20 protein-coding genes and 1 tRNA gene are annotated in these 19,225 nt (G+C 62.8%); 4 read left to right on the top strand and 17 right to left on the bottom strand.

Features of this window, described 5'->3' with window-relative positions; genetic code table 11:
* Positions 1-11: 11 nt before the first annotated feature.
* Entirely contained in the window at positions 12-299 is a 288-nt protein-coding gene (locus tag RX395_RS03180; RefSeq protein ID WP_006235903.1) for a PTS sugar transporter subunit IIB, read from the bottom strand.
* A 163-nt stretch (positions 300-462) separates the two neighbouring features.
* On the opposite strand from RX395_RS03180, the gene RX395_RS03175 reads away from it, so the two are divergent.
* The 3 genes from RX395_RS03175 to RX395_RS03165 all read left to right on the top strand — a co-directional run bounded on the left by RX395_RS03175 (position 463) and on the right by RX395_RS03165 (position 2,978).
* Positions 463-1,086 carry a hypothetical protein gene (locus RX395_RS03175; RefSeq protein WP_316365401.1) on the top strand — a complete coding sequence of 208 codons (624 nt, stop codon included), beginning with the start codon at positions 463-465 and terminating at the stop codon, positions 1,084-1,086.
* A gap of 31 nt (positions 1,087-1,117) precedes the next feature.
* Positions 1,118-1,202: transfer RNA gene (locus RX395_RS03170), tRNA-Leu, on the top strand.
* 474 nt (positions 1,203-1,676) lie between these two features.
* Complete coding sequence (locus RX395_RS03165; RefSeq protein ID WP_316365399.1) at positions 1,677-2,978, top strand: ATP-binding protein; 1,302 nt, start codon at positions 1,677-1,679, stop codon at positions 2,976-2,978.
* Positions 2,979-3,123: 145 nt separating this feature from the next.
* On the opposite strand, the gene RX395_RS03160 is transcribed toward RX395_RS03165, so the two are convergent.
* The 6 genes from RX395_RS03160 to larC2 all read right to left on the bottom strand — a co-directional run bounded on the left by RX395_RS03160 (position 3,124) and on the right by larC2 (position 8,528).
* Positions 3,124-4,125, bottom strand: coding sequence for a Ppx/GppA phosphatase family protein (locus RX395_RS03160; RefSeq protein WP_316365398.1), 1,002 nt, complete (start codon positions 4,123-4,125; stop codon positions 3,124-3,126).
* Positions 4,126-4,145: 20 nt separating this feature from the next.
* Entirely contained in the window at positions 4,146-4,910 is a 765-nt protein-coding gene (locus RX395_RS03155) for a hypothetical protein (RefSeq protein WP_316365397.1), read from the bottom strand.
* Positions 4,911-5,096: 186 nt separating this feature from the next.
* Positions 5,097-6,386 carry a phosphopyruvate hydratase gene (eno, locus tag RX395_RS03150; RefSeq protein WP_316365396.1) on the bottom strand — a complete coding sequence of 430 codons (1,290 nt, stop codon included), beginning with the start codon at positions 6,384-6,386 and terminating at the stop codon, positions 5,097-5,099.
* Between the two features lie 189 nt (positions 6,387-6,575).
* Positions 6,576-7,436: a nucleoside triphosphate pyrophosphohydrolase gene (gene mazG / locus RX395_RS03145; RefSeq protein WP_316365394.1), complete on the bottom strand. Its 861-nt coding sequence runs from the start codon at positions 7,434-7,436 to the stop codon at positions 6,576-6,578.
* A gap of 2 nt (positions 7,437-7,438) precedes the next feature.
* Positions 7,439-7,987, bottom strand: a complete 549-nt coding sequence (yfcE, locus tag RX395_RS03140; protein WP_316365392.1) for a phosphodiesterase — start codon at positions 7,985-7,987, stop codon at positions 7,439-7,441.
* 55 nt (positions 7,988-8,042) lie between these two features.
* Positions 8,043-8,528 carry a nickel pincer cofactor biosynthesis protein LarC2 gene (larC2, locus tag RX395_RS03135; RefSeq protein ID WP_316365391.1) on the bottom strand — a complete coding sequence of 162 codons (486 nt, stop codon included), beginning with the start codon at positions 8,526-8,528 and terminating at the stop codon, positions 8,043-8,045.
* A 296-nt stretch (positions 8,529-8,824) separates the two neighbouring features.
* On the opposite strand from larC2, the gene RX395_RS03130 reads away from it, so the two are divergent.
* Positions 8,825-9,736 carry a PHP domain-containing protein gene (locus tag RX395_RS03130; RefSeq protein ID WP_316365389.1) on the top strand — a complete coding sequence of 304 codons (912 nt, stop codon included), beginning with the start codon at positions 8,825-8,827 and terminating at the stop codon, positions 9,734-9,736.
* Between the two features lie 120 nt (positions 9,737-9,856).
* On the opposite strand, the gene hisE is transcribed toward RX395_RS03130, so the two are convergent.
* From hisE to RX395_RS03080, 10 genes are all read right to left on the bottom strand, one after another.
* The gene (gene hisE, locus RX395_RS03125; RefSeq protein WP_006235893.1) at positions 9,857-10,174 is read right to left on the bottom strand and encodes a phosphoribosyl-ATP diphosphatase; all 318 of its coding nucleotides are present in this window, start codon (positions 10,172-10,174) and stop codon (positions 9,857-9,859) included.
* Between the two features lie 45 nt (positions 10,175-10,219).
* Positions 10,220-10,549 carry a phosphoribosyl-AMP cyclohydrolase gene (gene hisI / locus RX395_RS03120; RefSeq protein ID WP_316365386.1) on the bottom strand — a complete coding sequence of 110 codons (330 nt, stop codon included), beginning with the start codon at positions 10,547-10,549 and terminating at the stop codon, positions 10,220-10,222.
* Positions 10,550-10,691: 142 nt separating this feature from the next.
* On the bottom strand, positions 10,692-11,474 hold the full coding sequence (hisF, locus tag RX395_RS03115) for an imidazole glycerol phosphate synthase subunit HisF (RefSeq protein ID WP_316365384.1): 783 nt from the start codon (positions 11,472-11,474) through the stop codon (positions 10,692-10,694).
* A gap of 3 nt (positions 11,475-11,477) precedes the next feature.
* Positions 11,478-12,221 (bottom strand): 1-(5-phosphoribosyl)-5-[(5-phosphoribosylamino)methylideneamino]imidazole-4-carboxamide isomerase, encoded by a 744-nt coding sequence (locus tag RX395_RS03110; protein WP_316365382.1) that lies wholly within the window; start codon positions 12,219-12,221, stop codon positions 11,478-11,480.
* Positions 12,218-12,919 carry an imidazole glycerol phosphate synthase subunit HisH gene (locus RX395_RS03105; protein ID WP_316365380.1) on the bottom strand — a complete coding sequence of 234 codons (702 nt, stop codon included), beginning with the start codon at positions 12,917-12,919 and terminating at the stop codon, positions 12,218-12,220. Before RX395_RS03105 ends, RX395_RS03110 begins: the two co-directional genes overlap by 4 nt.
* A 137-nt stretch (positions 12,920-13,056) precedes the next feature.
* Positions 13,057-13,644 carry an imidazoleglycerol-phosphate dehydratase HisB gene (gene hisB / locus RX395_RS03100; RefSeq protein WP_316365379.1) on the bottom strand — a complete coding sequence of 196 codons (588 nt, stop codon included), beginning with the start codon at positions 13,642-13,644 and terminating at the stop codon, positions 13,057-13,059.
* Positions 13,645-14,760: a histidinol-phosphate transaminase gene (hisC, locus tag RX395_RS03095; protein WP_316365377.1), complete on the bottom strand. Its 1,116-nt coding sequence runs from the start codon at positions 14,758-14,760 to the stop codon at positions 13,645-13,647.
* A 1-nt stretch (position 14,761) separates the two neighbouring features.
* On the bottom strand, positions 14,762-16,198 hold the full coding sequence (gene hisD, locus RX395_RS03090) for a histidinol dehydrogenase (protein WP_316365375.1): 1,437 nt from the start codon (positions 16,196-16,198) through the stop codon (positions 14,762-14,764).
* A 105-nt stretch (positions 16,199-16,303) separates the two neighbouring features.
* Complete coding sequence (gene hisG, locus RX395_RS03085) at positions 16,304-18,019, bottom strand: ATP phosphoribosyltransferase (protein WP_316365374.1); 1,716 nt, start codon at positions 18,017-18,019, stop codon at positions 16,304-16,306.
* 169 nt (positions 18,020-18,188) lie between these two features.
* Positions 18,189-19,025, bottom strand: a complete 837-nt coding sequence (locus tag RX395_RS03080; RefSeq protein WP_316365372.1) for a sugar phosphate isomerase/epimerase family protein — start codon at positions 19,023-19,025, stop codon at positions 18,189-18,191.
* Positions 19,026-19,225 lie beyond the last annotated feature (200 nt).

Raw genomic sequence — 19,225 nt, 5'->3', positions numbered from 1 at the left:
GCAGTCAGCGCCTACTGAGCCATGACGTCGAGAACGGCCTTCTCGGCGGCAACGCGGTTCATGCCGGTCATGAAGGGCACGCCACTCACGTACGGGCAGGTGAGGCCCTCGGGGGCAACGGTGGTGGCGATCAGCAGGTCAGCGCCCTCGTCGCAGTAATCCTTGGCCTCGGAGATGGCGCACTGCACGATCTCGTACTTGTCGGCATAACCGTTGGCGTCGAGCAGAGTAGCGACCTTCTGGGCAACGAGCGTGGAAGTAGCAGCGCCAGCACCGCAAGCCAAAACGATCTTCTTCATAGGTAATGTCTCCCTTCATGGTTTACTTTAGGTAAGTGTACCGCAGCGAGCGATGGCACTCGGCCTCGATGAGCTTTTATGCCAGTTTGCTTGCGCGCTGCGTATAATACATCTAGTACGTGTTGTCATACCGCTCGCTTTATGAGCGACTAAGGACCCTAATATGCCCGATTCCCGCACACTCTGGACCGCCGTCGTTATCATCTGCATCGCCGTGTCGGTGTTCTTTAGCGTCAAAAAACGCACCACGTTTAAACGCCTGCAGCAATTGATGGCCGCCAAGCAGTGGGACGAGTTCGATCGTTTGCTCGACGGCAAACTCACCAGCATGCTGTACCCGCGCTACAACCGCGACTACCTGCGCCTGAACTCCTATCTGCTGCGCGAGGACCATAAGCGCGCCGACGAGATGTTCGACCTGCTACTGGGACTCAACCTGCCCAAGATGCAGCGCGTCGACCTGGTGATCAAAGCTTTTAACTACTACGTTGGCCAGGAGGACCGCAAAAAGGCCAAGGAGTTGCTGCACGAGATCAAGGGCTTTGAGGGCGGTCAGGCCGAGACAGTCGCACACGAATGCCAGCTGATGTACGACACGATGATCCTCAAGCGCCACAACGACATTCCCGAGCTGGAGCGCATGCTCGAGGATGTCGGCGACGACCCGGTCAAGCGCTGCCGACTGGAGTACCTGCTGGCCCTGCAGTATCAAAACAAGGGCGACGAGGCAAAGTTCCAAGAGTTCCTGGAGAAGTCGGGCCAACACTCGATGGCCGTCAACGCGTAACGGACGGCTTGTGCTAGACTTCTAGTCTCACGGGGGCGTGGCGGAATTGGCATACGCAGGAGACTTAAAATCTCTCGCCGCAAGGATTGTGGGTTCGAGTCCCACCGCCCCTACCATGTGATTGCTTGCGAGCCCGTGTTCTCCAGGGATGCGGGCTCGCTTCTTTTAGATGCCGGTGGGACTCGAACCCGCGAGGGGGCGAGCGTTAAGCGGACGCGCAGCGTCCGTAGCGAGCCGGCGAGGGCGCCGACAGGCGGCCGAAGCCGGTGCGTATTTGCGCAGCAAATGCGCGGATGTCCCACCGCCCCTACCATATGGAGCTTTCGAGCCCGTGTCCCCAAGGGATGCGGGCTCGTTTCTTTTACACGCCGGCGGGGCTCTAAGTTGCGGTGAAATAGTTCCTGTTTTGGCAGTTTACCAGCCCATTTAGGAATTATTCCACCGCGACTTAGGTTGGTGTTCCCACATTTTCCGATGGAAAAACGTGGTTGTCTCCCACATTTTCCGATGGAAAAACGTGGTTGTCTCCCACATTTTCCGATGGAAACTCCCAAATGGCCTTATACTAGCCGAGAGGGTTGGGAGGCAATATGCAGCGACAGCTTATGAGTGAACTTATCGCTTGGAAATCAAGGGCGAATCGCAAACCTCTCTTGCTTAAGGGAGCCCGCCAGACAGGAAAGACTTGGCTTCTTAACGAATTCGCAAGCCAGCAGTATCGAAACGTCATTCGTTTTGACTTTATGCTCGAGCCGAGCACGCGCTCGCTGTTCGATGGGAACCTCGACCCCAAGCGCATCATCTCCCAGATAGAACTCCTACGTGGCCAAACCGTAACGCCGGAAGACACGCTCATCATCTTCGACGAGATCCAAGAGGCGCCACGCGGGATCACCTCGCTCAAGTACTTCAACGAGCTTGCACCCGAATACCACATCGTAGCAGCCGGTTCCTATATGGGCCTCGCGCTCCGACGCGAAAACGAGTCATTTCCCGTCGGCAAAATCGACCAGCTCACCATGCGTCCCATGGGGTTTGCTGAGTTCGTTCGTGCCGTCGACGGCAACCCGCTCGCCGACGCCATCCTTGCCGCAGACATGAACCTTCTGGCAAACGTTACCGAAAAGCTCGAGCACTTGCTCAAGGAATACCTTGTTGTCGGCGGTATGCCCGAAGTTGTCTCCACTTTCGCCGAGACACGCGACTTCATCGAAGCCCGAAGGCTTCAACAGCAAATCATCGAGGCTTACGAATCCGATTTTGGCAAACATGCACCCGCCCGCATCGTCGAGCGCATGAGGTTGGTTTGGAAATCCCTTCCCGGCCAGCTTGCAAAGGAGAACAAGAAGTTTGTCTATGGCACCCTTCGTCCCGGAGCGCGCGCACGCGATTTCGAGGAAAGCCTCCAGTGGCTCACGGACTACGGAATCGTTCATAAGGTGCCACGTGTTTCCGCTCTAAAGGCGCCGCTCTCGAGCTACGAAGACCTCTCGGGCTTCAAACTGTTCTGCATCGACACCGGCATCCTCGGAGCGCTCTCCGGTCTCTCTCCGGTCATCGTTCTTAACGGATCCGCTGTTTTTACCGAGTTCAAAGGTTCGCTGACCGAACAATACGTCGCGCAGGAGCTTTTGCTCCAGGACAAAACTCCCGCGTATTGGTCCTCTACCTCCGGCAATGCCGAAACCGACTTTGCCATCGACCATGCGGGAACCGTGCTTCCGCTTGAGGTCAAGGCGGCAGAGAACCTTAAAGCGAAGAGCCTGAAAATAGCCTGCGAAAAATTCAAGCTCGAGCGTTGCGTGAGGAGCTCCCTGGCGGCATATAGAGACGAAGGCATGCTCGTCAATATTCCGCTTTGGGAGATTGGGCAAATCGACAAGCTGGCATAGGCGCCGTGGGGACGCCCCGCAGGGACTGTCCCCAGGTGCCGGCAGAAAAGGAACGTCCCCAGGTGCCGGCTGTTGAGTTGCGGTGGAATAGGGACTGTTTGGTGCCCGAAAGGGCGATTTTAGTCCGTATTTCACCGCAACTTATTTAGAGGGCGCTGAGGCTCGGGGTCCAGGCGATGGTGGGAGTCGCGCCGTCGAGAACCTCGTTGATGGTGGCGGCCATGCCGGCAAGGAGGCTGTTCTCGCTTACGGTGAGCGCATCGTAGCCGCCGGCACGCATGAGCTCGCGAATCACCACGGCGCCGGCCAGAATCACGCCCGCGCGCTTGGGCTGCACGCCCGGCAGCGCAGCGATACCCTCCACATCCAGCGTAGACATACGATCGATGGCGGCCGAGATCTGCTCCATCGAAAGCTCGCGTAGGTGAACAAAACTCGAATCGTACGGTTCCAGCTCGTGGACCAGAGCCACCAGCGTAGTCACCGTGCCACCCACCGCGACCAGGCGCTCGGCACGCTCAAAATCGACAGGCAAGCTCTTAAAGTAGCCCGCAAACTGCTCGCCTGCCCACGCGGCGGCAGCCGCAAGCTCGTTCGTCGACGGCGGCAGCGCAGAGAAAAACCGCTCGGTCACGCGGCGGCAGCCAATGTCCAGCGAGCGCGTTCCCTCCAGCGCAAAGACCCCGCGCTCCGGCGCGTAGACACCCGTCGCGAGTTCCGTGGACCCGCCGCCCGAATCCGCGACAATAATGCGCTCGCCAGCAAAGTCATGTGCCACGCCAAAAAACGTCAGGCGCGCCTCGACCTCGCCCGGAATCACCTGCGGTTCGAGCCCCAGATCGCGCAGACCGTCCAGCAGCAGCGCGGCGTTGGACGCATCGCGCGCGGCACTCGTGCACGTGGCGCAGACGCACGCGGCCCCAAAGGCACGCGCCTCGTCCACAAACATGCGGCATGCGGCGAGCACGCGCTCGACCGCCGCCTCGCAAAAGCGGCCCGTCGCGTCCACGCCCTCGCCCAGATCGGTAATCTCGGTATGCTTGGACGATTCCACGATCGCCCCGCCCTCGACCTGCGCTAGCACTAGTCGCGACGACACCGTTCCCAGGTCGATCGCGGCCACCTTATATCGTTTGCAATTTGTCATTGCGGGCTCCCCTCCGGGCGCTATTTGCCGTTGGACACGACCGTCTGGCCCTCGACGCCGTTAAATCCAAACAGCATGTCAAGCGTCCGGATGTACCATGGCGCGTCCTTGCCGACTTCTTCGATCTCCTTGGCCACCTCGCTGGCCTTCTTGGCGTTCGACGACTTCTTTTCAGCCGACGACGAGTCCGAATCGCCGTCCAAGCCCTGCACTTCAATCCTCTTCTCGCCTGGCATCACCAGGCCCAAGTCCTCGGATGCCGCATCCTTGATACCCTCCTCCGAGAGCAGCTTGTCGACGCTTTTTTGCAGGTCGTCGTTATATTGCTCGCGAATCTCAACCTGCTTGGCCAAGATGTCGCTCGAGCGTTTTGCCGCATACAGGTCGCGCACGGGGAAATACAGGCTCACGAGCGCCAGGGCAACGACAATGCCAACAAACAGCCCTCGCTGAGGACCGTGGGTAAAGTCGTAGATTGCCTTGACCACCGCGTTGTCGTTGGCGTAGTGCATAAAGTCCGAGCCCGAAAAACGGTTCGAGGGCCTGCTCGACCTATCGTGCGTTTGAGCCGACGAGCGCTGAGCATGCGACGAACGTGCCGGGCGCACTGGTCCATCTGTCGAAGTATTCACTTGAGCATTGGGGCGCGAGGTACTTGTCGGGCGTTGCATGGAGCGGTCGGCGCCGGCGTAGGCGGACCCACCGAGCTGCACCGTGCGCGCACGGCGAGGCGACGGCTCACGCGAACCGGCGGAATAGTACCTGTTGTCGTAAATCTGATCCATGTGCGCCTTGTGCGGTTGAGGTTTGTTTGCGCTAAGTATTCTAGTTATAGCACGAGCGTGCGCACCGCCTTCGCCAGCCTTTGCTCGACATAAAAAAGGCGCTGAGCCATATGGCCCAGCGCCCAATGGCGGCCATCAGAAGTGGAACGGAGCCGAGTCAACCCCGCCCCCGCGTACGCCACTTGTTTAGCGAATGTTGTAGAACGCGGCCTTGCCGGCGTAGCGCGCGCTGCCCTCGAGCTCGTCCTCGATGCGGATGAGCTGGTTGTACTTGGCGATACGGTCGCTGCGGCACGGGGCGCCCGACTTGATCTGGCCGGCGTTAACGCCCACGACCAGGTCGGCGATCGTGGAGTCCTCGGTCTCGCCGGAACGGTGGCTCACGATGCAAGCGTAGCCGGCCTCCTTGGCGGTTTCGATAGCCTCCAACGACTCGGTGAGCGTGCCGATCTGGTTGACCTTGACCAGGATCGCGTTGGCGGCGCCCAGCTCGATGCCCTTCTTAAGGCGCTCGGTGTTGGTGACGAACAGGTCGTCGCCCACCAGCTGCACCTTGTTGCCAATGCGACGGGTGAGCTCAACCCAGCCGTCCCAGTCCTCCTCGGCCATGCCGTCCTCGATGGAGATGATGGGATAGGTGTCGACGAGCTTCTCCCAGTAATCGACCATCTGGGCACTCGTGTACTCAACACCCTCGCCCTTGAGCTCGTACATACCGGTCTCAGCGTTGTAGAACTCGGTCGAGGCCGGGTCCATGGCGTACATGAAGTCGACGCCGGGCTTAAAGCCGGCCTTCTCCACGGCCTTGGTGATGTACTCGAACGGCTCGGCATTGGTCTTAAGGTTGGGGGCAAAGCCGCCCTCGTCGCCCACGCCGCCGCCCAGGCCGGCCTCGTGCAGCACGCCCTTGAGGGTGTGGTAGACCTCGGCGCACCAACGCAGGCCCTCTGCAAAGCTCGGAGCGCCCACCGGCATGATCATGAACTCCTGGAAGTCAACGTTGTTGTCGGCATGCACGCCGCCGTTGAGAATGTTCATCATGGGCGTGGGCAACAGGCGGGCGTTGACGCCGCCCAGGTACTGGTACAGCGACAGGCCCGCCGACTCGGCAGCGGCGCGGGCGACGGCCAGCGACACGCCCAGAATGGCGTTGGCACCGAGCTTGGTCTTGTTGGGCGTACCGTCGGCGGCAATCAGTGCGGCGTCAATGGCACGCTGATCGAAGGCATCGAGGCCCACGACGGCGTTGGCGCACTCGTTGTTGACGTGCTCGACGGCCTGCGAAACGCCCTTGCCCAGGTAGCGACCCTTGTCGCCGTCGCGCAGTTCACATGCCTCAAAGGCGCCGGTCGAAGCGCCCGAAGGCACCATCGCGCGACCGAAGCTGCCATCCTCGAGCACGACCTCCACCTCGACGGTGGGGTTGCCGCGGCTGTCGAGCACCTCACGACCGTAGACGTCCAAAATGTCACTCATGTTGTCTCCCTCTCACTTGGAAACGTAGTGGATGCAAGCGACCGGCTGACCGTGCACCGTCGGTGCGCCTCCGTAAGTTAGCCATGTCGCACTTTTTGCATTATGCCCTAAGTTAGCCGAGGGATACACTTGATTTTCGAAAAAATTAGCGGGAACGATGAGGCGTGTCAGCCCGTCGTTCCCGCAGTCTTACTCCCCTGCCTTTGCTGCGTCCCACAGGTCGTTGAGGCCGTGGGTCGAAAGCTCGGCAAGATCCACGTGAGCATCGGCCGCCATCTGCTCCATCGCGGCCCAGCGGCGGCGGAACTTTGCTGTGCTGGCACGCAGGGCGCTCTCGGCGTCAATCCCCTCCTTGCGCGCGACGTTGACCAGGGCAAAGAGCAGGTCGCCAAACTCCATCTCGCGCTCGGGCGAGCCAGGGGCCTCGGCCTCAAACTCGGCACGTTCCTCGGCGACCTCGTCCCACACGTCCTGGACCGTCTCCCACTCAAAGCCCACGGCAGCCGCCTTGCGCGACACCTTCTGAGCCTGCATCAACGCCGGCAGATGCGTGGGCACGCCATCGAGCAGACCCTCGGGCGCGGCCTCGCCCGCCGCCACGGCCTTGTCCTTGGCGGCTTTCTCGGCAAGCTTGACCTCGTCCCAAATCTTGAGTACCTCGTCGGAGCTGTCGGCATCCGCATCGCCAAACACGTGCGGATGACGGCGAATGAGCTTGGCGTCGATATCGTGCGCCACGTCGGCCAGCGTAAACTCGCCGGCGTCCGCCGCGATCTGCGCATGCAACACTACCTGCATGAGCACGTCGCCCAGCTCCTCGCGCAGGTGCGCCGCGTCGTCGGCCTCGATGCAGTCAAGCGCCTCGTAGGCCTCCTCGATCATGTTCTTGCCAATGCTGCGGTGCGTCTGCTCGCGGTCCCACGGGCAGCCGTCGGGCTGACGCAGACGCCAGATGGTCTGCACCAGATGCTGCAGCTCGGCCGATGCATCTACCAGCGTGGACAGGTCACGCGAACCCTCGGCATTTTGCTGAGCCATATGCTCGGCCATGGCTAGTCCTCCTCCATGATCACGTGGCGGAACGCGCCGCCCTCGTAGATGCCGTAGCTGTGCGTACCGTCCTTGGGGATGCTCACGCTGCCGGGGTTGAAGAGCCACAGACCAGGATGCTCCTCGCTCGCTTCGTTGACCTTGATGTGCGTGTGACCGTAGACGAGCGCGGAGCCCTCGGGCAGCGCGGGCGCGTGGTCGACGCTGTTGTGCATACCGGCGCCAAAAACGTGGCCGTGCGTCAGGAACAGCTCGCGGCCGTTCTCGTCGAATAACGTGGCATAGTCGGCCATGATGGGAAAGTCGAGCACCATCTGGTCGACCTCGGCGTCGCAGTTGCCGCGCACCGCGATGATGCGGTCGGCCAGGGCGTTGAGCAGCGGAATCACGCGCTTGGGAGCGTAGTCGCGCGGCAGGTCGTTACGCGGGCCGTGGTAGAGCAGGTCGCCCAGCAGCACAATGCGATCGGGCTGCTCGGACTCAATGGCGGCGCAGAGGCGCTCGGTCCAGTATGCCGAGCCGTGGATGTCAGAAGCGATGAGGTATTTCATGGTGGTCCTTTCGGGTGGGGTTGATGGAGCTGGGCGTGGCGTGCCGCCGGCCGCGTTACTCAAATCGCAGTGCCGCGCTCTGGGCCGCCTGCATCACGCGTTGGAGCGGCACATTGTGCTCGCGGGCAAGGCGGGCGCAGTCCTCGTACTCGGGCGCCGCGCGCTCACTGCCGTCGGGTAGGGTGGCCACCTTGACGGATACCTCGCCCCATGGCGTCGTTACGCGCTCAAAGCGGCGTGGCAGGCAAACGCGCTCCATGACCTGGCGACGAATGCCGTTGGTCGTGGTTTCCAAAAAGATAATCGTCTGCAGGCGCTCGATATCCTCGTGAGCACAGATTACCTGTAGCTGCCAACTGGGACGGCCTTTCTTGCAATAGAGGGGCAGCCAATGCACCTCGCGCGCACCCGCCTCGCGCAGGCGGTCGGCAGCGTAGGCGAGCACCTCGGGCGACGCGTCGTCGATGTCGCATTCCAGCTTGACGATGGTCTCGGGCGCATCGGTCTCGCGGGACAGCGGGGATGTGCTATCGCATTGCATACGGTCCGGATCCTTTCCGCGCGGGCTCGTTTTGTTCATCCAAACGCTAGCACATCGGACGTGGCACAGGCGTGACTTTCGTCCGTCGCCGCCCTCGCTCCTATCCAAACATGTACATCAGCCTCCAAACATGTCATTTTCTGCAGCTTTTGGAGGCTGATGTACATGTTTTGAGAGCGCAAGCGAGGCCGCACCGCGCACCCTTTCCAGTCGATTTCGGCCCCCCGGTGCGCTCGTCGCATCGGGGGGCCGCGCCATTACAATGGAGCGGTTTCGCCAAATGAAAAGGAGTCGCCATGTCTGCTTGCCCGCTGGTCGATTGCCACACCCACACCTCGTTTTCGGACGGACATGCCTCGTTTGAGGAAAACGTCCGCGCTGCCGCGGCCGCCGGCTGCCGCGTCATGGTCTCGACCGACCACCTCACCTTACCCGCCAGCATGGATGCCAACTGCGAGGTGCAGGTTGTCGAGGGCGACCTGCCGGCACATCGTCTGGCTTTTGAGGATGCCCGCAAGCTTGCCGCGCAGATCGCGTCGGAGCTCGAGCTTATCTATGGCTTTGAATGCGATTGGTACGAGGGCTGCGAGCCTTTGGTTGAGCGCTGGTCCCGGGGCGCCGTCGTGCGCCTGGGCAGCGTGCATTGGATTGGCAACCCAGGCGATATCATGGCCGGCGCCGCGGGTACGGCGGGAACGGAAAACGTCGCTCGCCCCGATACACCCGATTCGCGCTGCGGCTGGATCGATGATGACACCAACCTGCATGTTTGGGAAAACCTGGGGGTACACGGCGTGTGGGAGCGCTACGTCGACGACTGGTGCCGCGCCTGCGAAAGCTCACTCAACTTTGACGTAATGGCCCATCCCGACCTGGTCATGCGCTTTTCGAAGGAAGGCTTTGCGCCCGACTTTGACCCGACGCCGTTCTGGGGGCAGATGGCCGAGTGCGCTCACGACACGGGCCGCCGCGTTGAGGTCTCGACCGCCGCGCCGCGCAAGGGGCTCGACGATTACTATCCCGCGACCGGGCTATTGCGTTGCTTCGCCCACGCCGAGGTACCCATCACCTTTGGCTCGGACGCACACCGCGCCTGCGACATCTGCTGGAACATCCGCGAGGCCCAGGCCCACGCTTACGACTGCGGCTACCGAACCTTCGACATCCCCCACCCCAACGGCGAATGGGAACCCACACCCCTCGACTAGCCATCCCTTCATAAGTTGCGGTGGAATAGGAATTGTTTTGCCTGATGAAGCGCTTAAACAGTCCCTATTTCACCGCAACTTCCATGACCCCGTTACACCAACAAAGACTGTCCCAAACGACTAGTGGCGGCGGGCGTTGAGTTCGCCGGCCAACTCGTCGAGGGTGATACCGTAGCGCTCGAGCGTCACGAGCAGGTGGTAGACCAGGTCGCCGGCCTCGTAGCGGATATGATCGTGATCGTTATCCTTGCAGGCCATGATCACCTCGCTTGCCTCCTCGGCAAGCTTCTTGAGCAGCTCGTCCTCGACGTCGGTCAGCAGACGCGCGGTATAGCTCTCCTGCGGCGATGCATCACGACGACCGTGAATCACCTCGGCCAGACCTGTCAGCGTCTCACCGATATTTCCATCCTGAACGTTTGCGGTGCGCACACCCATGGTTCAATCCTTTCTGGTGGCCGAGCGTCTAATCGAGCGCCCGCCCTACGCGAGTTTCTTAAAGAAGCAGGTACGGTTGCCGGTATGGCAGGCCGGACCCGGCGAGTCAACCTTGACCAACAGCGTATCGCTATCGCAGTCGGCCCAGAGTTCCTTGACCTCTTGCATGTTGCCGCTCGTCGCACCCTTGTTCCAGAGCTCCTGACGGCTGCGGCTCCAAAACCACGTGGTGCCGGTCTTGAGCGTCAGCCCCACCGATTCCTCGTTCATCCAAGCAACCATAAGCACCTCACCAGTGTCATATTGCTGAACCACACAAGGAATCAATCCTTTGGCGTCGTATTTAAGATCCACTGGAGTAGTAATTTCTCTCATTTCAATTCCCCAATTTAAACATCGCCGGTCGGCGAGGGTTGTCCAGGTGCCCGAGATTCCGAGCGACAAGCCCGACGACGCGTACTTAAGTACGCGAGGAGGGTTGGAGCCGGAAGGTCGGGTGCCTGGGCAAGCCGCAGCATTAGAAGTCCAGCCTCACAGGAATACCTTGAGAGGCCATATACTCCTTCACCTGGCGAATGCTGAACGTCCCAAAGTGAAAGACGCTGGCTGCCAGCACGGCATCGGCCTCGCCCTCAATCACACCCTCGGCAAAATGCTCGAGCGTACCCACGCCGCCGCTCGCAATCACCGGGATCGGCACCGCGCGCGCCACGGCACGGGTGAGCGCCAGGTCGAAGCCAGCCTTGGTGCCGTCGCGGTCCATACTGGTCAGCAAGATCTCGCCGGCGCCGCGACGAGCCGCCTCCTCGGCCCACGCCACTGCATCGATACCCGTGGCGTTGCGACCTCCCGCGGTAAAAACCTCCCACTTGTCGGCACCCGGCTGCCCAGGCAGGCCAACGCGCTTGGCATCGATTGCCACGACCACGGCCTGGCTGCCAAACGCCGCGGCGGCCTGGCTAATCAGCGACGGATCGCGCACGGCGGCAGAGTTAAGCGACACCTTGTCGGCGCCGGCGGCAACCATGGTCCGCATGCCCGCCAGGTCGCGAAAGCCGCCGCCCACGGTATAGGGAATGGCCAGCTCCTCGGCCGCATGCGCCGCCATCTCGATAGTCGTCGCACGGTTGTCGCTCGTGGCGGTAATGTCCAGGAAGACGACCTCGTCCGCACCCTCGCGGTCGTAGGCGCGCGCCAGCTCCACCGGATCGCCCGCATCGCGCAGACTCACAAAGTTGACGCCCTTGACCACACGGCCGTCCTTGACGTCCAGGCAGGGAATCACGCGTTTGGTAAGCATGGGCTACTCCTCCCCTCGGGCGGCGGCCAGCGGCTGGGCCAGCGTAAAGTTGCCCTCGTAGAGCGCGCGACCAGTAATGGCACCTTCAATCGCGCCCTCGCCCACCGCGGCAAGCGCACGGATGTCGTCGAGCGTCGAGATGCCGCCCGAAGCCACGACGGGAAAGCCCGCGACCTCGGCCACATGGCGATACGCCGCCACATCGATGCCCGTCTGCATGCCATCGCGCGCGATGTCGGTATACACCAGATGCTTAAAGCCCAGCTCGGAAAGCTGCGCCACGGCATCGTCGAGCGCCACGCCCGCGCCGTCGCGCCAGCCGTTCACCCTGACCTGGCCGTCGCGCGCGGCAATGTCAGCCACCAGCAGCTCGCCAAAGCCTTGGGCCGCCACCTCGGCAAATCCCGGCTCGGTCACCAGCACGGTGCCCAGCGCGATGCGGCGCGCACCGTAGCCGGCCAGCTCGTCGATGCGCGCGAGCGAGCGGACGCCGCCGCCCACGTCCACGGACAGACCGTCGACGCCGCAGATGGCCTTAATCGCCGCCGAGTTGGCAGCGCATGTGTTCTCGTCCTCGCCAAAGGCAGCGGACAGGTCGACGACGTGCACCCAGCTCGCGCCCTGCTCGGCAAACGAGCGGGCGACGGCCACGGGGTCGTCGGAATATACCTTGCAGCGGCTGCGGTCGCCGCGCTCCAGGCGCACGACCTTGCCGCCGATCAGATCGATTGCGGGAAATAGGATCATCGGCCACCCTCCTCGACGATGTTAACGAAGTTCTTAAGGATGCGCTGGCCCAGCGCGGAGGATTTCTCGGGATGGAACTGGCAGCCCCACACGTTGCCATGGCGCACGATGCACGGGAAGCTCCGCGTATAGTGCGTGCGCGCCAGCACATCGGCGGCATCGGCGTCGTCGGCCACCGCGTAGCTGTGGGTGAAATACATGTTGGCGCCCTCGGCAAAACCGGCAAGCAGCGGATCGGCCGCACCGGCGGGCGTCATGTGCACCTGGTCCCAGCCCACGTGCGGCACCTTCAGGCGGCTCGACTCCAAGCGCGTGCACGAGCCGCGCATAATGCCCAGGCCATCGACCCAGGGACCACCAGCCTGCTCGGAAGCGCTGTCGTCCGCGTCCGCACCCTCGTCCGCTGGCACGCCCTCGTTGCCGCGCTCAAAAAACAGCTGAAGGCCCAGGCAGATGCCGAGCAGCGGAGCTCCGGCGGCAACGGCGTCGAGCGCCGCGTCCGCCTCGCCGCTCTGGCGCATAAAGGCGATCGCGTCATAGAACGCGCCCACGCCCGGGATGACCAGGCCGTCGGCGTTGCGGATCTGCTCCGGATCGTCCGACGTGCAGGCAGCGGCACCAGCGCGCGCAAGCCCGCGCACGACGCTCGACAAGTTGCCCTTGTGGTAGTCGACCACCACGATCTTCGGTTCGCCCACGCGACCCTCCCTTTTCCCATTCAAAACCTGCCAAAAAGGGACAGGTTTATTTTGGTCGGTTAAACGTTCACCCACCACATGAGACAGCATTTCCGCAGATAAAACCTGCCAAAATAAACCTGTCCCTTTTTGGCAGGTTACAGCGAGCCCTTGGTGCTGGGGATGCCTTGCACGCGGGGATCGAGCTCGCAGGCGCGGCGCATCGTGCGGCCCACAGCCTTAAAGGCGGCCTCGATAATGTGGTGCGAGTTGCCGCCCGCCAGCTCGCGCACGTGCAGCGTGAGCTTGGCGTCGCGCGCAAAGGCGTAGAAGAACTCGACGGCCAGCTCGGTATCGAAGCTGCCCACGCGCTCGGTCGGCACAGGCAGCTCGCAGTAGGCCTGCCCGCGACCCGAGATGTCAACGGCAGCCATCACAAGCGTCTCGTCCATGGCGATCGCCGCGTCGGCAAAGCGCGTAATGCCCGCCTTGTCGCCCAGCGCCTGACAAAACGCCTCGCCCAGCACGATGCCCGTATCCTCGACGGTATGGTGCGCGTCGACTTCCACGTCGCCCACCGCGTGCACCGTCAGATCGAACAAACCATGGCGGCCAAAGGCGTTGAGCATGTGGTCGAAAAACGGCACGCCGGTCGAGATATCACACGTACCGGTTCCATCCAGGTCGAGCTTGACGACAATATCGGTCTCCCCCGTCTTACGGGTTACCTCGGCATAGCGGCCCATCTACATCTCCTCCTTCACCAGCGCGGCAAACGCAGCCAGCACCTCATCATTTTCCTGCGGGGTACCCACGGTGATGCGCAGACAGTCCACAAGGCCCGGCGCATAGCTAAAATCGCGCACCAAAATCGAACACTCATCGCGCAGACGCTCGCGCACGCGCGTGGCATGCGGCGTGCGTACGAGCACAAAGTTCGCCGCACTCGGCCATGCCTCCACGGGCAAGCCCTCGGCAGCCATCGCGCGCAGAGCGGCCAGCTCGCGCTCGCGCTCGGATGCGACCTGTGCCACCACGGGCGCGTAGGCATCACGGGCACGCACGCAGGCAAGCGCGGCGGCCTGGCTCAGCACGTTGACCGAATAGATCTGGCGAATCGCCGCGAACACCTCGATGACCTCGGGCGCCGCGATCACGTAGCCCAGGCGCGTGCCAGCGGCGCCAAACGCCTTGGACAGCGTATGCAAAATCACCAGGTTGGGATGCTCGGCGATAAGTCCCTGCGCCGTGGTGGCCGCGCCAAACGAATCGTCGGCAAACTCAACGTAAGCCTCGTCGACCATGACCATGCCGGGGCATGCATCGCACAGGGCCGCGACAAAGTCGAGCGGCGCCACATCGCCCGTGGGATTGTTGGGTGAGGTCACGATGGCCAGGCTGCACTCGGGCGCCGCGGCGAGCACGGCTGCCTGGTCGAGCTCAAAGGTCGCCGGATCGCGCCACACGTCGCGCACCTCGGTCTGACAGAGCGACGCAAAGAACGCGTACTCGCTAAAGCACGGTGGGCAGTTGAGCAAAGTCCTCCCCGCGCCGCCAAACGCCAGCAGATAGTTATAGAGCAGCTCGTCGCCGCCGTTTCCCACGCAGATGTTCTCGCGCGTCACGCCATGCCAGGCAGCAAGCTCGTCGCGCAGGTCGTTGGACATGGGATCGGGATAGCGGTTGAGCGGCGTGGCAGCCAGGGCGGCGTCGACCGCCTCGCGCACGCCGGCGGGCACGGGATAGGTGTTCTCGTTGGCCGAAAGGTTGATGCGCGTGGGCGTAAAGTTAGGATCGTAGGGCTCAATACCGGCCAAGTAGGGCTGGACGAGCTCCTTCATGCGCGGCGTGAGTTCGGCCATATTAGGCCTCCTCGCCGGTCGCGCCAGCGCCATCCGCGCCTGCAGCCGCCAGGTCCACGCCCTCGGCAACCGTCGCCACGGCGTCGCCCGGCCAGGCAACCTTGGTCAGGTCGGCCGCGGCGAGCGACTCGGCGCTCACGGCATCCTCGCCCTGCTCCAACACGCGGCGGCGCAGCGCGGCGGAAAGCGCGTGTGCCCACAGACCCTCGGCCTCGGCGAGGCGCTGCGTGGCAGGAGCATCGGAGAGCAGGCCCTCGGGTGTATAGCAAATGACACTCGAGCGCTTGACGAACTCCTCCACCGAAAGCGGGTTGGAGAACATGGCCGTGCCGCCGGTCGGTAGCGTGTGATTGGGGCCGGCAACGTAATCGCCGAGCGGCTCCGAGCTCCAAGCGCCCACAAAGATAGCGCCGGCGTTGCGAATGCCGCCGAGCAGGCCCATCGCGTCCTTGCAGTGCAGCTCAAGGTGCTCAGGCGCCACCGTGTTCACGGCCTCGACGGCGGCGGCCATGTCGGCGGCCACCACGATGGTGCCCTCATTGTCGAGCGAAGCGCGCGTAATCTCGGCACGCGGGGACTGCGCCACCAGGATGTCGATACCCGCCTCGACCTCACACGCAAACTGCTCGTCGCAGGTCACCAGATAGCAGGCCGCCAGCGGATCGTGCTCGGCCTGGGCCATCAGGTCGGCCGCGACCACCATGGGCTTGGCCGTGGCGTCGGCCAGCACGCAGACCTCGGAGGGACCAGCAACCATATCGATACCCACGTCACCCGAGACAATCTGCTTGGCAGCGGCGACAAAGGCGTTACCCGGGCCGGTAATCTTGTCGACACGCGGAATGGTCTCGGTACCGTACGCCAGCGCGGCCACGGCCTGGGCGCCACCCACCATATAGACCTCGTCCACGCCGCCGAGCTTGGCAGCCGCGAGCGTATAGGGGCTGATTAGGCCATCTTTTTGCGGCGGGGTCACCATGACCACGCGCTCAACGCCGGCGACCTTGGCGGGAATGGCATTCATGAGCACGGTGGAGGGATACTGCGCACGGCCGCCCGGCACGTAGATGCCGGCGGCGGCAAGCGGGGTCACCTTAACGCCGAGCATCGTGCCGTCCGGGCGCGTGGTAAACCAGCTCTGCTCGACCTCACGCTGGTGGAATTCGCGAATCTGGCGTGCAGCCTTTTCGAGCGCCGCGACAAAGGCCGGATCGAGGCCTTCGAGCGCGGCATCGATCTGCTCCTGCGGTAGGCGAAAACTCTGCAGCTCAACACCGTCAAAACGCTGACAGTAATCGCGCACCGCGGCATCGCCGTTGGCGCGCACGTTGGCCACGATATCGCGGGCAGCGTCGACGATGTTTTGCGGCAGCACGCCCTTGCGGCTGAGCTGGTTGGCAACGAGACGCTCACCGGGAGCAAGCTTGATGGTCTTCATATCGGTATCCCCTATCGGTCGAGGTTGCGTTTGAAAAACGAGGTGCCGGGCAGCGGCGCCAATCGGTCCGCAGCCCGGATATGGGGGTGCCCGTGCGTGCTCGCGCTATTGTGCCGAGCCCGCGACGGGCTCAAAATGCTTGTCCTTAACAGCAGCTGCCAAGCGATCGGCCAAGTTGCGAACGCGCGGATCCAAGCGCGCGGCACCTGGGTTGACGAAGAAGCGGGCCGTGCAGTCCATAATGCGGCCGGTGATGACCAGGTCGTTGTCGCGCAACGTGGCACCCGTGGCGGTAATGTCCACGATGCGGTCGGTCATGCCGACGATGGGGCCCAGCTCAATATTGCCGTGCAGCGAAACGATGTCGGCATTCACGCCGCGCTCGGCATACCAGGCGCTCGCGATGCGCGGGTATTTGGTGGCCACGCGAAGCGACCCGCGACGGACGTAGTTGCGCTCGGCCTGACCGGCGCGCCATGCGGGCTCCGCCTCAATGAAAGTGCACAGGCCGTAGCCCAGATCGACCAGCTGCAGTAGGTTGAGGTCTGCCTCGATAAGCGAGTCCCAGCCGCAGATGCCGCAGTCGGCGCCGCCGCAGCCCACAAAGGCAGGCGCGTCGCTGGGGCGCACAATGACAAACTCGATATCTCCAACCGCGCCCTCGCCGGCACGCGTGTCGCGGCCGCGCACAATCAGGTGACGACCGGGGTCGCGCAGCTCGGAGACGTCCAGGCCCGCGGCCTCGAGCACGTCGAGCGTGTCGGCCTTAAGCGAGCCCTTGGGCACGGCAATGCACAGCGGACCCTCGGCGCCACGGCCCACGGCATGGTCACCATCGGAAGCGGCATCCTCGGCCGAGGTGCGCGCGGCCTCCAGGCGCTCGAGCGAAAAGGCGAAGCCCGCCGCCGGCACCTCGACGCCGTCGCCGAACGCGCCGGTAAAGATGGAGTCGTAGCGACCGCCCGAGCCCACCGGATCGGGCAGGCCGCCGGCATAGGCCTTAAAGACCAGACCCGTGTAGTAATCGAAAGAGTTCATGATGGAGAAGTCGAAGGACAGCACCTGGGCGTCCTCGGGAGCCAGGCCCTCGACCAGGGCACGCAGCTCGCGCGTGAGCGGCGCAACAATGCCCGCCGCCGCCAGCAGCGCGTCGACGCGGTCGAGCACCTCGGCACCACCGTGCAGGCGCGGCAGCTCGCTAATGGCGGCCTTGACGGCCTCGGGCTCGGTGCTTTTCGCCACGCGGGCATCGAGGCCCACGAAGTCGTTGGCGTGCACACAACGCAATACCTCGGCAGCCAGCTCGCGATCTTCACACGCCGCAAGCAGTTCCTTAAACGGACGCACACTGCCCGCGATAATGCGCGCACCGGGAAGTGCCAGCTTGCGCACGGCCTCGGCGACCAGTGAGACAATCTCGACATCGCCCGCGGTGTCGCCCGCGCCGATGAGCTCAAAACCCAGTTGCGTAAACTGACGCGAGCCACCGGCATTGCGCTGACACTCGCGAACCACCGGCGCCTCATAGCGCAGGCGCAGCGGCAGATCGGCCGCGCGCATGCGAGTCGAAACCAGACGAACGATCGGCAGCGTGTTGTCGGGACGGACCACCAGCAGGCGACCGTCGTCATCAAAGAGCTTAAACGGCGTGTCCGCAATGCGACCGCCCTCCTCAAGCGACCCCTTGTCCTCGAGCAGCGGCGTCTCGACCGGCAGGTAATGATGCTCCCTGAAGCAGCCCTTCACCGTCAGTGCAATCTCCTCGCGCGCCTGAGCCTCCTCGGGCAATATGTCCCGGAATCCCCACGGTGTGGCCGTCATCTGGTGAGCCTCCTCATGCTGTGTTTCATATAGAACAGAAGACCGGCATAGCTCCGCCGGTCTTCTGGGTACTTTAGCATACTAGAGTGTTTGCGGGGAAAATCCGTCGCAGCCGCTCACACCGTATTCATTTGGAAACATAGGGCAGATTGCCGCAGCCCAACCCCACCTAGGCGCCAATCGCACGACGATACTCTGCCATTACCTGCGCATCGGCAGCTGCGGGGTCGGCGAAATAGCGCCAGTCATAGGTCTCGGCCGAAACAACTCCGCGATAGCCGCGCGCCACCAGCCTATCTAGGTCGGCGCGCATATCGCGGTCGCCGTCACCCCAGGCAAGATGCGTCGTGCCATCTGCCGCAACATCGACAAAATGCACATGGGCGACATCATCGCCAAGTAGATCGAAATAATCGTCGATGGTATCCCCCGCCACCGCCATAGCGCCCATATCCAGACACGCCTTAAGTGCCGGATGATCAACTGCCTCGATCATGCGCTTCGTGTCGGTCGCCGAGTTCACGATTATCGACTCAACCGGCTGTAGGGCCTCGAGCACCAGCCGCACGCCGCGCTCTCCCGCATGCTCGGCAATCGCACGCAGCATCGAGGAGCTGCGACCCCACGCGTCCTCGATCGGCTCGTTCAAAAATGCCCAGCCGCTCGAAACCATGACCTGCTCGGCTCCAAGTTCCTCCGCAATATCTACAACGTTCTTAAAGTACGCGAGTGTGCGGGCACGCGCCTCATTCCCGCGCGCCGCGATATTCCACGGCTTGGGGTTGTTCTGTTCGGGACAAAGCCCCACAATCCGAATCCCATACCGCTGTGACAGCTCCCGCACCTGCTCGAGCGAATCGTATCCATGGCAATCGACATACAGATGCATCGCCCCGGTCCAAAGCTCGCAACACGTATAGCCCGAGGCCGCTGCCGAAGAAAAGAATTCCTCAAGGTCAAAATAACGATGGCTGATATTCATGACGGCAAGCAGGGGGTAGCTCATAATTACTCTCCAACCTAAACGAGGCCCCGTTCCATATAGGAGCGGGGCCCAATTACACAAACGTTATTTGCTCTTAGTAGTCGAACTGGTGATAGTAGCGACGATACTTGAGGTTGTGCTTGGTGACCGTCTCGTAGTAGCGAGCCAGGCGGTCGGTCACGAGCACCGTCAGAATCCACGGGGAGACGATGACGCGGAAC

This window comes from Collinsella aerofaciens (assembly GCF_032584215.1).
Lineage (GTDB): Bacteria > Actinomycetota > Coriobacteriia > Coriobacteriales > Coriobacteriaceae > Collinsella.
This window is presented reverse-complemented; position numbering and strand designations above follow the sequence as displayed.

Bases quoted from the DNA above. Each gene is read 5' to 3' on its own strand.
- RX395_RS03175 (WP_316365401.1), top strand. From the start codon at position 463: ATGCCCGATTCCCGCACACTCTGGACCGCCGTCGTTATCATCTGCATC.
- hisI (WP_316365386.1), bottom strand. From the start codon at position 10,549: ATGAGAGAAATTACTACTCCAGTGGATCTTAAATACGACGCCAAAGGA.
- hisB (WP_316365379.1), bottom strand. From the start codon at position 13,644: ATGGGCCGCTATGCCGAGGTAACCCGTAAGACGGGGGAGACCGATATT.
- RX395_RS03080 (WP_316365372.1), bottom strand. From the start codon at position 19,025: ATGAGCTACCCCCTGCTTGCCGTCATGAATATCAGCCATCGTTATTTT.
- yfcE (WP_316365392.1), bottom strand. From the start codon at position 7,987: ATGAAATACCTCATCGCTTCTGACATCCACGGCTCGGCATACTGGACC.
- hisC (WP_316365377.1), bottom strand. From the start codon at position 14,760: ATGGCCGAACTCACGCCGCGCATGAAGGAGCTCGTCCAGCCCTACTTG.
- RX395_RS03130 (WP_316365389.1), top strand. From the start codon at position 8,825: ATGTCTGCTTGCCCGCTGGTCGATTGCCACACCCACACCTCGTTTTCG.
- hisF (WP_316365384.1), bottom strand. From the start codon at position 11,474: ATGCTTACCAAACGCGTGATTCCCTGCCTGGACGTCAAGGACGGCCGT.
- RX395_RS03180 (WP_006235903.1), bottom strand. From the start codon at position 299: ATGAAGAAGATCGTTTTGGCTTGCGGTGCTGGCGCTGCTACTTCCACG.
- RX395_RS03160 (WP_316365398.1), bottom strand. From the start codon at position 4,125: ATGACAAATTGCAAACGATATAAGGTGGCCGCGATCGACCTGGGAACG.
- eno (WP_316365396.1), bottom strand. From the start codon at position 6,386: ATGAGTGACATTTTGGACGTCTACGGTCGTGAGGTGCTCGACAGCCGC.
- RX395_RS03155 (WP_316365397.1), bottom strand. From the start codon at position 4,910: ATGGATCAGATTTACGACAACAGGTACTATTCCGCCGGTTCGCGTGAG.
- hisE (WP_006235893.1), bottom strand. From the start codon at position 10,174: ATGGGTGTGCGCACCGCAAACGTTCAGGATGGAAATATCGGTGAGACG.
- mazG (WP_316365394.1), bottom strand. From the start codon at position 7,436: ATGGCCGAGCATATGGCTCAGCAAAATGCCGAGGGTTCGCGTGACCTG.
- hisD (WP_316365375.1), bottom strand. From the start codon at position 16,198: ATGAAGACCATCAAGCTTGCTCCCGGTGAGCGTCTCGTTGCCAACCAG.
- RX395_RS03110 (WP_316365382.1), bottom strand. From the start codon at position 12,221: ATGATCCTATTTCCCGCAATCGATCTGATCGGCGGCAAGGTCGTGCGC.
- hisG (WP_316365374.1), bottom strand. From the start codon at position 18,019: ATGACGGCCACACCGTGGGGATTCCGGGACATATTGCCCGAGGAGGCT.
- larC2 (WP_316365391.1), bottom strand. From the start codon at position 8,528: ATGCAATGCGATAGCACATCCCCGCTGTCCCGCGAGACCGATGCGCCC.
- RX395_RS03165 (WP_316365399.1), top strand. From the start codon at position 1,677: ATGCAGCGACAGCTTATGAGTGAACTTATCGCTTGGAAATCAAGGGCG.